Below are 11954 nucleotides of genomic sequence, written 5' to 3'. Positions count from 1 at the left end.
TTATGAAAAACGACGTCATTTCTCCGGAATTCGATGAAAACGGTCGCCCGCTGCGCCGTATTCGTAGCTTCGTCCGTCGCCAGGGCCGCCTGACGAAAGGGCAGCAGCATGCGCTGGATAACATTTGGCCGGTGATGGGCGTTGAATTCAACGATGCGCCGCTCGATTTCGCCGCCCTGTTTGGCCGCGAAGCGCCGGTCACCTTAGAAATTGGTTTCGGCATGGGCGCTTCGCTGGTGGCGATGGCGAAAGCTAAACCGGAGCAAAACTTCCTCGGTATTGAAGTGCACTCGCCGGGCGTCGGCGCATGCCTGGCTTCCGCGGAAGAAGAAGGCGTACAAAACCTGCGCGTAATGTGTCACGATGCGGTCGAAGTGCTGCACACTATGATCCCGGATAACTCGCTGAATATGGTGCAGCTGTTTTTCCCTGACCCGTGGCATAAAGCGCGTCATAATAAACGTCGTATCGTGCAGCCGCCTTTCGCCGAGCTGGTAAAAAGCAAACTGAAGCTGGGCGGCGTCTTCCATATGGCGACCGACTGGGAAGCCTATGCCGAGCATATGCTGGAAGTGATGTCTTCGCTGGAAGGCTATCGTAACCGGTCGGAAAGTAACGATTACGTACCGCGCCCGGAATCGCGCCCGGTAACCAAATTTGAACAACGTGGCCATCGTCTTGGCCACGGCGTATGGGACTTAATGTTCGAGAGGGTGAAATAATGGCCAAGAATCGTAGCCGTCGTCTGCGTAAAAAAATGCATATCGACGAGTTTCAGGAGTTAGGTTTCTCCGTAGCCTGGCGTTTCCCGGAAGGGACCAGCGAAGAGCAGATCGACCAGACGGTCAACGATCTGATCGAAGAGGTCATTGAGCCGAATAAACTGGCCTTTGACGGCAGCGGCTATCTCTCGTGGGAAGGGCTCATCTGCATGCAGGAAATCGGTAAATGTACCGAAGAGCATCAGGCCATCGTTCGTAAGTGGCTGGAAGATCGTAAATTAGCGGATGTGCGCACCAGCGAACTTTTTGACGTCTGGTGGGACTAAGTTTGACAAGGGTCGGCAATTGCCGGCCCGATTTGTCTTAAGGGAGTAAAATGATGCGCAAAACGCTGCTGGCGGTGGCGCTTTCCGTCACCGCTTTGTCTGCCCACGCGGACTACCAGTGTAGCGTCACGCCGCGTGACGATGTGATCCTCAGCCCGCAGCAGGTGCAGGTGAAGGGTGAAAACGGCGATCTGGTGATTAAGCCGGACGGTAATCTGACCTTTAACGGTAAAGCCTATGCCCTTAGCGCCGCCCAGCGCGAACAGGCGCAAGATTATCAGGCCGGTCTGCGCAGCAGTCTGCCGTGGATTGATGATGGCGCGCGTTCGCGGGTCGAAAAGGGCCGCAAGGCGCTGGATAAAATCATCACCGAACAGGTCGGCGCCAGCAGCAGTATGCATAGCCGCCTGACCAAGCTGGACGCGCAGCTGAAAGAACAGATGAACCGCATTATCGAACGTCGCAGCGATGGCCTGACTTTCCACTATAAAGCCATCGACCAGGTTCGCGCCGATGGCCAACAACTGGTGAATCAGGCGATGGGCGGCATTCTGCAGGACAGCATTAACGAGATGGGCGCCAAAGCGGTGCTTAAAGGCGGCGGCAATCCGCTGCAGGGCATTCTCGGCAGTCTTGGCGGCCTGCAAACCGCAATCCAGGATGAGTGGAAAAACCAGGAAGCGGATTTCCAGCAGTTCGGCAAAGATGTTTGCAGCCGGGTGGTCTCGCTGGAAGAGAGCCGCAAAGCGCTGGTTGGTTCGTTAAAGTAAGCAAGATTTCGCGGCCCGCATTTCTTTGGGCCGCGCACTTATCCACTCAGGCGCGGCCGTGCGACACGCGTGAACGGCGAGCCAGAGAATCAATGATTACCGCAATCGCCAGTACCGCGCCGGTAATGATATAGCGCAGCGAAGACGGCAGGTTCAACAGCGTCAGCCCATTTGAAATCGACTGAATCACGATGATCCCCAATAGCGCGGACCAGGCGCTGCCGCGTCCGCCGAACAGGCTGGTGCCGCCGATCACCGCCGCGGCGATGGCGTTGAGGTTGACGTCGCCGGTGCCGGCCTGCTGGCTGGCGGAAGCCAGTCGCGACGCCGCGAGAATGCCGCCGAAGGTCGCAAGCGTGGTACACAGAACAAAAGCGCTCACATAAATCGCCCGCACGTTAATTCCCGAACGGCGCGCCGCTTCACGGTTGCCGCCGACCGCGAACATCGAGCGACCCCATTTTGTCCGTTTCAGCGCGTAGTTGAGGATCATCACGCAGGCGACAAAGAGACCGAAAATCCACGGAATACCGCGCCCCTGATTGAGGTAAAGCACCGTGGCCTCGAAGATAATCGTCAGCGCGATCGCGCGCGCCAGTAGCGAGCTGACTCCCTCGGCGGAAAGATTGGCCGCCAGCCGCCGCGAGCGTTTTTTCAGACCAAAGACAATAATCGCCAGTCCTGGCAGCAATGCCATCAGGTGTGAGAACCAGCCGGGCATCACCAGCAGTTGGCCAAAGCGCACCAGCGGCGAAGTATAGGGCAGGTTGATGCTGCCGCTTGGCCCGAGGATATACAGTTGCATGCCCAGCAGCGCCAGCAGGCCGGCGAGAGTGGCGACGAAACTTGGCATTCCGACGCGGGTATACAGTAGCGCGTAGACCAGCCCGACGGCCACGCCGCAGGCCAGCGCCACGGCGATGGCTCCCGCCAGCGGCCATCCTGCGTTCACCCACAGCACGCCGACGATAGCCGATGCCAGGCCGCTCATGGAGCCGACCGACAGGTCTATCTCGCCAAGCATCAGCACGCAGATGATGCCGAGCGAGATAAACCCGACCGTCGCGCAGTCAAACAGCAGGTTCACCAGGTTATTCGGCGCGATATAGACCGGGTTGAGAAAGGTGAAAACCAGGGAAATCACAATCAGCCCGGCTATCACCGGCGCGGTGCCGAGATCGCCGGTTTTGATGCGGGTTATCTGCGCGCGCAGGGCGCCAAACAGCCCCTCGTCGTGACGAACGCGCTCATCGCTGCGATCCAGCGCGGTGTGGGATGCGGTCTTACTGTTCATAAAATTACATCGCTCCGGAAGTTGTTGGCTGTGATTTACGTTCAACCCGGCGTGAAACGGCGTTTTCCGTCGCGCCGGTGATCGCGGCGACCAGATCCTGATTGGAAGCATCGGGCGTGAAGATCCCTTTGTTGCGCCCGAGACGCAGCACCACGATACGGTCGGCGACGGCGCGAACGTCTTCCATGTTGTGACTGATGATGATGACGCCAAGCCCGCGCTCGCGAACGCGCTCAATCAGGTTGAGCACTTCCGCGGTCTGCGCGACGCCCAGCGCCGCTGTGGGTTCATCGAGCATAATGATTTTAGGGTTCAGCAGCAGCGAACGGGCGATGGCGACGGTCTGCCGCTGGCCGCCGGAAAGCGATGCCACCGGTTCGCGTACCGACGGAATTCGTGCCGCCAGCTCCTGCAGCAGCGTCCAGGCTTTCACTTCCATCGCCACTTCATCGAGCTGGAACGGCGAAATTTCATGACCCAGAAACAGGTTTGCCACCACATCAAGGTTTTCACACAGCGCCAGATCCTGAAACACCGTGGCAATACCGTATTCCAGCGCCTTGCCGGGGCTATCGAGGGTGACGGGGTTGCCGTCAAACTCAATGGTGCCGGAGGTCGGCTGGTGGACGCCGGCGAGGATCTTCACCAGCGTGGATTTGCCCGCGCCGTTGTCGCCGACCAGCGCGACTACCTCGCCGGCGTGGACTTCTAATTCGATATCCGTCAGCGCGGACACCGCGCCAAAATGTTTAGAGACGTTGCGCAGTTGCAGTATTGGCCGCCCGGCGGCGGAGTTGTGTTGTTGTTGCGGCATACAAAACGACCTCAATCATGGCGAAATCGCGCCCGCCGCGGCGGGCGCAGGGGCAAAGGTTACTTGCTGATGCCTAACTTCTGGCAGGCGGCGGCGTACTCGCCGCTACACACCTGATCCCAGGTCTGGATTTTTTTATCGAAGATTTCCGCTTTGATGTTTTTGGCCGTCACCACTTCCGGGGTAAATAGCTGGGAAGGGGTGTTGTACAGGGTGGTGCTGGCCTGCGGTTTTTTGCCCTGAATAAAATCAACCGCCACTTTGGCCGCCGCCGCGGCGACGATCTCCGATGGCTTGGAGATGGTGTTGTACTGGTCGCCGGCGATGATCAGCTGCAGCGCGGCGATAGTGGCGTCATTGCCGGTGACCGGCGGCAGCGGCTGGACCCCGGCAGCCTTAAAGGCGGCAATTGCGCCGCCGCCGGTACCGTCGTTTGCCGCGACCACGCCCTTAATTTTGTCGCCAAAGCGGGTAACCTGCCCGGCGGTCCACTCCTGGGCTTTCGGCGGCGCCCACTCCGGGGTGTCGAATTCGGCCAGCGTTTTGTAACCGGACTCTTTCAATCCGCGATGGATACCGTCGCGGATCAGCCCTGCGGCGGCATCGGTTGGCGAACCGTTAATTTGCAGCACGCCGGCATCCTGCGGCACGCCGCTCGCTTTCAGGTGGTCGGTGAGGGATTTCGCGATGGCGTAGCCAATGCCCTCGTTATCAAACGAAACATAAAAATCGGCCGGTTTGTTTGGCACCGGGCGGTCATAGGCGATGACCTTGACCCCCTGCGCCTGGGCGTTTTCGACCAGCGCGGCGGCGGCGGAAGAATCAACCGGATCCAGGACGATCACTTTCGCTCCCTGGGCGATTACTGAGTTGAACTGCTGCTGCTGGAGCGACGCGTTGGCGTTGGCATTCTGATAGATGACCTTACATTCCGCGCAAAGCTTGCTCATTTCCGCCTTAAAACCGGGGAAGTCGTGCTGCTCATAGCGGGTAGAGGCCTGATCGGGCATTAAAAAGGCCACGGTGGCGGACTCTGCAGACCAGGCTGAAGCCGTGACGGTGCCGGATAGTGCGGCGAGTGTGATAAAAATATTACGGTAATTCATTGTGTTACCCTCTTTTTTATAGGCTTAAGCCCGCCGGGTTGCGCCGACGTTACAGAGACTTTTTTTAATCAGAGTTACCAATAATTCACATGTAGGATACGTCGGTTTTACATTTGCTCAACCGATGAAGCAGGATTACCACTGCGCAAAAAATGAGTCAAGAAAAGGAAAAAAGTCGATCGGATTTTGTGATTCGCTGCAAATAAGTGAACAAAAAAACGCCAGTCTATTTGACCGTGGCGGGAGAGGATGTAAGGGGAAAGATACGGGCGACGACGTGCCGCCCGCAGGGATTACTCTTCGCTGAGGAACAGCTCCAGCAGCGAATTTAAAAACAGTTTACCGTGCTCGGTAATTTGCCAGTTTTGCGCATCTTCCAGCAGATAGCCTTCGGCGATAGCGGCATCGATTTGCGGACGGATAACCTGCTCATTAAGGCCGGTATACAAGCTGAACTCCGCGCGCGGCGCGGCCTCCAGCAGGCGGAAGCGGTTCATAAAGAACTCGAACGGTTTATCCGCCGCGTCCACGTCGTGCTGGCGCTCCAGGTAACGGCCTTCCATGTAGCCGCGCGGGTGACGGGTTTTCGCCGTACGCAGAATTCGGCCATCAGGGAGGGTCACTTTGCCGTGCGCGCCGCAGCCAATACCCAGATAATCGCCAAAGCGCCAGTAGTTGAGATTGTGCTGGCACTGATAGCCTGGTTTGGCGTAAGCGGAGGTCTCGTACTGCTGATAACCTGCGGCGCTCAGCAATTGATGCCCCTGCTCGAAAATATCCCACAGCGCATCGTCATCCGGTAATACCGGCGGGCGCGAACCAAAGAGCGTGTTCGGCTCAATAGTCAACTGATACCACGACAGATGCGGCGGATTGAGCGCGATCGCCTGGCGTAAGTCATCCAGCGCTTCTTCCAGCGACTGGTCCGGCAGGCCATGCATTAAATCGAGGTTAAAGCTACGCAGCCCCAGGCCGCTCGCCAGCCGCGCCGCGCGCTTTGCCTCTTCCGGACCGTGAATACGCCCCAGACGCTGCAATTTGGGCTCGCTAAAGCTCTGTACGCCGATGGAGATACGGTTGACCCCGGCACGCTGATACTCAACAAAGCGATCGGCCTCCACGGTCCCCGGATTGGCTTCCATGGTGATCTCCGCATCTGCCGCCAGCGGCAGGCAGGCGCGCACGCCATCCAGCAGGGTTTGCATCGCCGGGCCGGAAAGCAGGCTTGGCGTACCGCCGCCGATAAAAATAGTCTTAATTTCACGTCCTTGTGCGTATGGCGCATCGTGGCGCAGATCGGCAAGCAGGTGCTGGACGTAGTCGTCGTGCGGCACTTCGCCCTTTAACGCATGCGAATTGAAATCGCAGTACGGGCACTTCTGCACGCACCACGGGATATGAATATAAAGACTCAGAGGCGGCAAATTAGCCATTACGTAATGCTTCCAGTAACAGTTTCAGCGCCTGCCCACGGTGGGAAATGGCGCTTTTCTCTTCACGGCTCAGTTCCGCTGCGGTTTTACCCTCGGACGGAACAAAGAAAATCGGGTCATAGCCAAAGCCGCCGCTACCCGCCGCCTGGCGAGTAATCACGCCCGGCCAGCTGCCGTGGCACACCAGCGGTGTCGGGTCTTCGGCATGGCGCAGATACACCAGCACGCAGTGGAACTGGGCCTGGCGTTGCTCATCGGGCACGTCCTGCAGGGCATCCAGCAGCTTTTCCAGATTCTGCTGGTCGCTGGCGTTTTCACCCGAGTAGCGAGCGGAGTAAATGCCCGGCGCGCCGCCCAGCGCATCCACCGCCAGACCCGAGTCGTCGGCGATGGCCGGCAGGCCGGTGATCTGCGCGGCGTGACGCGCTTTGAGGATCGCGTTTTCGATAAAGGTCAGGCCGGTTTCTTCGGCGGAATCGACGCCAAGCTCGGTCTGGGCGACGACGTCGAGCCCAAAATCTTCCAGCAGTGAGGCCAGCTCGCGAACTTTACCGGCGTTGCCGGTAGCGAGTACAACTTTTTGCATATTCAATCCTGTTTAGTCAGTCAGCGCCGCGACGGCGGGCGGGATCTGCTGCGGGTGAATGATTTTTACCTGTTTGTGACGGCCCAGTTCGCCTTTTTCGATAAGCACCTGGCTTTTCGCGACGCGGAACTGTTTAGCGAGATATTTAACCAGATGGGCATTTGCCTGGCCGTCGACGGGTGGGGCGGTGATGGCGACTTTGAGCTCGTCGCCATGCAGACCAACAAGGCTGTCGCGGCTGGCCTTTGGCTGAATATACAGCCTGAGCACCAGCCCGTCAGCGCAGACTTCAACGGCACTCATAGCGCCATCCACAGCCCCGGAAGCAGGACATTGCCAGTAGCTTGCAGCAGCTCGGCGATACCCATGTTAATCACGTACAGCAGCAGGACCAGCACCATCGGCGAAAAGTCGATGCCGCCCATGGATGGCAGCAGGTTGCGGATCGGGCGCAGCAGCGGGTCGGCCAACTGCATCAGCACGTATTCCACCGGGCTGCGGCCCTGGCTTACCCAGCTCATGATCGCCATCAATAGCAGCACCCAGAAAATCAGCGAACCGATGGTTTTCAGCAGGATCAGCACCGCGGCAATCCAGATAATCGGCTGGAAGGTGACCACCATAAACAGCACGATAGCCTTGATAACGCAGAGCACGAAGGCGACCAGCAGGGAGGCGCTATCCAGCGGCCCCATTGCCGGGATAATCCGGCGCAGCGGCCCGACGATTGGCTGGGTCGCTTTCACGACGAACTGTGAAAACGGATTGTAAAAGTCGCAGCGCGCCCACTGCATCCAGACGCGTAACAACATGACCATTGTGTAGAGCTCAATGACCGTTGAGAGCAGGAAGGTCAACGTCTTCATGGCGTTCCTCAGATTCCTTATTTTTTGCTGTAGTCGCGCGCGCCGAAGATTGCGGTCCCGATGCGCACCATAGTGCTTCCCGCCGCGATAGCGGCTTCCATGTCATCCGACATGCCCAGAGAGAGCGTATCAACCGAAGGGTAGAGCGTTTTCAGTTGCGCGAATGCTACCGCCATTTGTTGGGCGACGGCAAACTGCCTTTCATATTCTGACTCTGGCGCCGGAATGGCCATTAACCCGCGAAGCTGGAGGTTCGGTAAGGCGGCGACACCGGCTGCTAAAGCGTCAAGCTCCGCCAGCGGGATCCCGGATTTACTCTGTTCATCGCTGATGTTGATTTGAATCAGCACGTTCAGCGGCGGTAAATCCGCCGGACGTTGCTCGCTCAGGCGGGTGGCGATTTTCAACCGGTCGACGGTGTGGCACCAGTCAAAATGTTCGGCCACCAGCCGGCTTTTGTTGGACTGCAGCGGGCCGATGAAGTGCCACTGCAGACCGCTGGCGCCCGCCTGCTGGAAATAGCGGATTTTATCCACCCCTTCCTGGACGTAGTTTTCGCCGAATGCCCGCTGTCCTGCGGCCATCGCTTCTTCGATAGCGCTCGCAGGTTTGGTTTTACTCACTGCAAGCAACGTAACTTCTTCTGAAGCGCGGCCGCAGCGGGCGGCGGCGCCTGAGATTTTATCCCGGACCTGTGCCAGGTTATGCGCAATATCGTTCATATTCCGAGGATCAGTTATGGAGCTGGAAGAAATCGTGGCCCTTAGTGTAAAGCATAACGTCTCCGATCTACACCTGTGCAGCGCGTATCCGCCGCGCTGGCGTCGTTTGGGAAAGCTTGAGCCTGCACCGTTTACTTCGCCGGATGTTGAGGAAATCCTCACTCGCTGGCTTAACGACCCACAGTTGGCGCAGTGGCGTGCCGATGGCCAGGTGGACTTTGCCCTGGCCCTCTCAGATGGGCCGCGGCTGCGTGCCAGCGCTTTTGCCCACGCGCGCGGCTTGTCGTTGGCGCTGCGTCTTTTGCCGCAGCGATGCCCGCAGTTGGGTGATTTGGGCGCGCCCGCCGCGCTTAGCGAACTGTTAAATGAAGAGAGTGGTTTGATCCTGGTTACCGGCGCTACCGGTAGCGGCAAGTCGACCACCCTGGCGGCGATGGTGGACTACCTCAATCAACATCGCCATGGTCATATTTTAACCCTTGAGGATCCCGTGGAGTTTATTCACGCCAGCAGGAACTGCCTGATCCAGCAGCGCGAAATCGGCCGCCATTGCTCCTCCTTCGCGGCGGCGCTACGCGTGGCGCTGCGTCAGGACCCGGACGTGATCTTATTAGGTGAGCTACGCGATAGCGAAACCATCCGCCTGGCGCTGACCGCGGCCGAAACCGGGCACCTGGTGATGGCGACGCTGCATACCCGCAGCGCGGCGCAGGCCGTCGAGCGGCTGGTGGATGTGTTTCCGGCGGAAGAAAAAGAGCCGGTTCGCAGTCAGCTGGCGGGGAGTTTATGCGCCGTGGCGGCGCAAAAATTGTTGCCAAATGCTTCCGGCGGCCGGGTTGCGCTATACGAACTTTTAGTGAACACGCCAGCGGTGGCAAATTTGATCCGCGAAGGAAAAACGCATCAGCTACCCGGCGTGATGCAAACCAGTCAACAGGCAGGAATGCAAACCTTTGCGCAGAGTTTTCAACAACGTGCGTTAGCAGGTGAGTTATAGCCCATGCCGTGATGAAACAAAGGTGGTATTCATTAAATTGTTAATTCAGTGTTCAATTAATGTTTTGATTAATGATTTCATAATACAAATAAGTGGTACGACCTAAGCCGAAATAATGAATGTTATGACAGCGGGCTTACATTTACCCCGCTTAACCAGGAAAAAAATGGGATTACCTTTTGACACTTTTGCGGGGTTCGATTTATGCTGTTTACGGGAATAGGAAGATTCTCATGAAATGATGTTTCAATATCCAAACTGTATTTGAAAATATAAATACATTATTGAACGTTTAATTTTCAGTTAATTTAACCGCTAAGATGGCGGGGTACTGCTAAGGAGAGTTTCAAGTGATTAATTTATCGGAGAATTTACTGCATTCGCGTCAGGTGACTTTCATTACTCATCCGTCCATTCAGAGTAATGCATTTGCGACGTGGTTGACTGAGAAGCTATCCGTAAACGTAACTCTGCATAATATCAACAAACCGCTAACTCAACGTCTGGCAAAAGACTCTGTAATATTGTTTGATATTGCCGTCTCTAATAAGAAATTGAATGGCGTGTGGCGAGATATTATTCGCGTACAGGCAGATAATCCGCGTCTGTTGATTATCAATAGCGCGCAAAAGTATGAGCTTTACGAAATGGCGCAATGGCCTGCGTTATATGGCGTATTCCGCCATGACGATGACCAATCGCGCTTAATTGAGGGCGTCAAAGCCGTATTAAATGGCGAGCAGACGGCTGAATTGAGCGTGATGCACCCGGCGCTGTATTCTGCGGATCAGGTCACGGCGCCGACGGAGAACTCACCGTTGACCGAGCGTGAATGTGAGATCCTCAACGAGCTGCGCTGCGGCGCAACGAATATGGATATTGCCCGCGCGCTGTTCATCAGCGAAAACACGGTACGTACTCATCTGTACAATGTGTTCCGCAAGCTGAGCGTGAAGAACCGTACCCAGGCGGTAAGCTGGGCGAATGAACATCTGCGTCACTGATTGCCCGGCGGCGCTACGCTTGCGCGGGCCTACGGGTTATGCCAGCGAGGGGGTTGTAGGCCGGGTAAGGCGAAGCCGCCACCCGGCGCAAAAGCGGCTCCGCATCCGCTGCCATGATTGCCCGGCGGCGCTATGCTTGCGCGGGCCTACGGGTTACTCCAGCGGGGGGTTGTAGGCCGGGTAAGGCGAAGCCGCCACCCGGCGCAAACGCGAATCTATGCTTCGCTTTCATCCCAGAGCTACCGATCAGTATCCCTGTTCGAAATAGCTTTCGAGGATAACCACGGCAGAGGCGGAATCAACGCTGCCTTTATTGAGCGCGCGAAAACCTCCGTGTTCGAACAGCCCTGCGCGGGCTTCGACGGTGCTTAAACGCTCGTCGTGGAGGGTGATTTTCACGCCGAAGCGGCCATGAATTTTATTGGCGAAGTTACGTGCGCGCGCGGTTAGCGGCTGTTCGGTGCCGTCCATGTTCAGCGGCAGGCCGACAATCACCGCTTCCGGCTGCCACTCTTTCAACAGCTTTTCGATGATGTTCCAGTCCGGTTTGCCGTCCTGCGCTTTCAGCGCCGGGAGCGGACGCGCCGTGCCGGTAATGCGCTGCCCAACGGCGACGCCAATGCTTTTAGTGCCAAAATCAAAACTCAGAAAGGTACCGCTCATTATGCATGCCCCGCGTCGGCAGGCATCGTCACGATATCGATACCGATAAGTTTGGCCGCTTCGCGCCAGCGGTCGGCAATCGGCGTTTTAAACAAAATATTCTGATCGGCCGGTGCGGTAAGCCAGGCGTTATCGAGAATTTCCTGTTCCAGTTGCCCTTTTTCCCACGACGCGTAGCCCAACGCCACCAGCACGTTGCTCGGTTGTTTATCGGTACCGAGAGTTTCCAGCACGTCGCGTGAGGTGGTAATCACCGTGTTGTCGGAGATACGGATGCTGGAGGAAAAATCAGACGGCGGCGTGTGCAGAATAAAACCGCGATCCTCCGCCAGCGGGCCGCCGACCATCACCGGCTTATCCAGGCGGATATCCGGGTTGCGCGGTTGCGGCGCGATTTTCAATTTTTCCAGGATCCCTTCCACCTGCAAATTTTCCAGCGGCTTATTGATGATAATGCCCATGGCGCCATCGTCGTTGTACTCGCAGATATAGACGACGGAGCGACGGAAAAGAGGGTCCTGTAGCGCAGGCATGGCAATCAGAAAGTGATGCTGTAAATTCATTGTCAGAGGTTCTGTTCCTGGTTTAAAAAAACAACACCCAGTATGCGGGTAAAGTAGAAACGTGTCGATGCACTTTGTTTTTACTGGC

The 11954-nt window shown here is 57.1% G+C and carries 15 protein-coding genes; 5 read left to right on the top strand and 10 right to left on the bottom strand.

Translation table 11 applies throughout. The features are described 5' to 3' along the window. Positions 1-2 precede the first annotated feature (2 nt). From trmB to AC2CGP_RS12885, 3 genes are read left to right on the top strand one after another with little or no spacing between them, the layout of a single operon-like run. Positions 3-722 (top strand): tRNA (guanosine(46)-N7)-methyltransferase TrmB, encoded by a 720-nt coding sequence (trmB, locus tag AC2CGP_RS12895; RefSeq protein ID WP_015369721.1) that lies wholly within the window; start codon positions 3-5, stop codon positions 720-722. Continuing rightward, positions 722-1048 carry a YggL family protein gene (locus tag AC2CGP_RS12890; RefSeq protein ID WP_015369722.1) on the top strand — a complete coding sequence of 109 codons (327 nt, stop codon included), beginning with the start codon at positions 722-724 and terminating at the stop codon, positions 1046-1048. The genes trmB and AC2CGP_RS12890 overlap by 1 nt, the downstream gene beginning before the upstream one ends. Before the next feature lie 50 nt (positions 1049-1098). Continuing rightward, positions 1099-1818: a YggN family protein gene (locus tag AC2CGP_RS12885; RefSeq protein WP_032709145.1), complete on the top strand. Its 720-nt coding sequence runs from the start codon at positions 1099-1101 to the stop codon at positions 1816-1818. A 46-nt stretch (positions 1819-1864) separates the two neighbouring features. On the opposite strand, the gene AC2CGP_RS12880 is transcribed toward AC2CGP_RS12885, so the two are convergent. From AC2CGP_RS12880 to AC2CGP_RS12845, 8 genes are all read right to left on the bottom strand, one after another. Beyond that, entirely contained in the window at positions 1865-3112 is a 1248-nt protein-coding gene (locus AC2CGP_RS12880) for a sugar ABC transporter permease (protein ID WP_213760118.1), read from the bottom strand. A gap of 4 nt (positions 3113-3116) precedes the next feature. Beyond that, entirely contained in the window at positions 3117-3926 is an 810-nt protein-coding gene (locus AC2CGP_RS12875; RefSeq protein WP_004181271.1) for an ATP-binding cassette domain-containing protein, read from the bottom strand. 59 nt (positions 3927-3985) lie between these two features. Continuing rightward, a complete protein-coding gene (locus tag AC2CGP_RS12870; protein ID WP_015369725.1) occupies positions 3986-5032 on the bottom strand; it encodes an ABC transporter substrate-binding protein in 1047 nt (348 codons plus the stop codon). A 293-nt stretch (positions 5033-5325) separates the two neighbouring features. Then, positions 5326-6465 (bottom strand): radical SAM family heme chaperone HemW, encoded by a 1140-nt coding sequence (hemW, locus tag AC2CGP_RS12865; RefSeq protein ID WP_213760119.1) that lies wholly within the window; start codon positions 6463-6465, stop codon positions 5326-5328. Next, positions 6458-7051: an XTP/dITP diphosphatase gene (locus AC2CGP_RS12860; protein ID WP_032715812.1), complete on the bottom strand. Its 594-nt coding sequence runs from the start codon at positions 7049-7051 to the stop codon at positions 6458-6460. Before AC2CGP_RS12860 ends, hemW begins: the two co-directional genes overlap by 8 nt. Before the next feature lie 12 nt (positions 7052-7063). Continuing rightward, entirely contained in the window at positions 7064-7354 is a 291-nt protein-coding gene (yggU, locus tag AC2CGP_RS12855; RefSeq protein WP_015369728.1) for a DUF167 family protein YggU, read from the bottom strand. Further along, positions 7351-7917, bottom strand: a complete 567-nt coding sequence (locus AC2CGP_RS12850) for a YggT family protein (RefSeq protein ID WP_015369729.1) — start codon at positions 7915-7917, stop codon at positions 7351-7353. Before AC2CGP_RS12850 ends, yggU begins: the two co-directional genes overlap by 4 nt. Before the next feature lie 17 nt (positions 7918-7934). Further along, positions 7935-8639: a YggS family pyridoxal phosphate-dependent enzyme gene (locus tag AC2CGP_RS12845; RefSeq protein WP_015369730.1), complete on the bottom strand. Its 705-nt coding sequence runs from the start codon at positions 8637-8639 to the stop codon at positions 7935-7937. Between the two features lie 16 nt (positions 8640-8655). Between AC2CGP_RS12845 and AC2CGP_RS12840 the strand changes: the two genes are divergently transcribed. Together AC2CGP_RS12840 and AC2CGP_RS12835 are read left to right on the top strand one after the other, a co-directional pair. After that, on the top strand, positions 8656-9636 hold the full coding sequence (locus tag AC2CGP_RS12840) for a type IV pilus twitching motility protein PilT (RefSeq protein ID WP_015369731.1): 981 nt from the start codon (positions 8656-8658) through the stop codon (positions 9634-9636). Positions 9637-9986: 350 nt separating this feature from the next. Beyond that, complete coding sequence (locus AC2CGP_RS12835) at positions 9987-10640, top strand: LuxR C-terminal-related transcriptional regulator (RefSeq protein WP_015369732.1); 654 nt, start codon at positions 9987-9989, stop codon at positions 10638-10640. 246 nt (positions 10641-10886) lie between these two features. Here AC2CGP_RS12835 and ruvX read toward each other — a convergent pair whose 3' ends face one another. Together ruvX and AC2CGP_RS12825 are read right to left on the bottom strand one after the other, a co-directional pair. Then, positions 10887-11303, bottom strand: a complete 417-nt coding sequence (gene ruvX / locus AC2CGP_RS12830) for a Holliday junction resolvase RuvX (RefSeq protein ID WP_015369733.1) — start codon at positions 11301-11303, stop codon at positions 10887-10889. Continuing rightward, positions 11303-11866 (bottom strand): YqgE/AlgH family protein, encoded by a 564-nt coding sequence (locus tag AC2CGP_RS12825; RefSeq protein ID WP_015369734.1) that lies wholly within the window; start codon positions 11864-11866, stop codon positions 11303-11305. Before AC2CGP_RS12825 ends, ruvX begins: the two co-directional genes overlap by 1 nt. Positions 11867-11954 lie beyond the last annotated feature (88 nt).

The organism is Klebsiella sp. SYXHC3, assembly GCF_057196925.1.
Note: the sequence above shows the minus strand (reverse complement) of the source record. Positions and strands in the feature narration are given on the sequence as shown.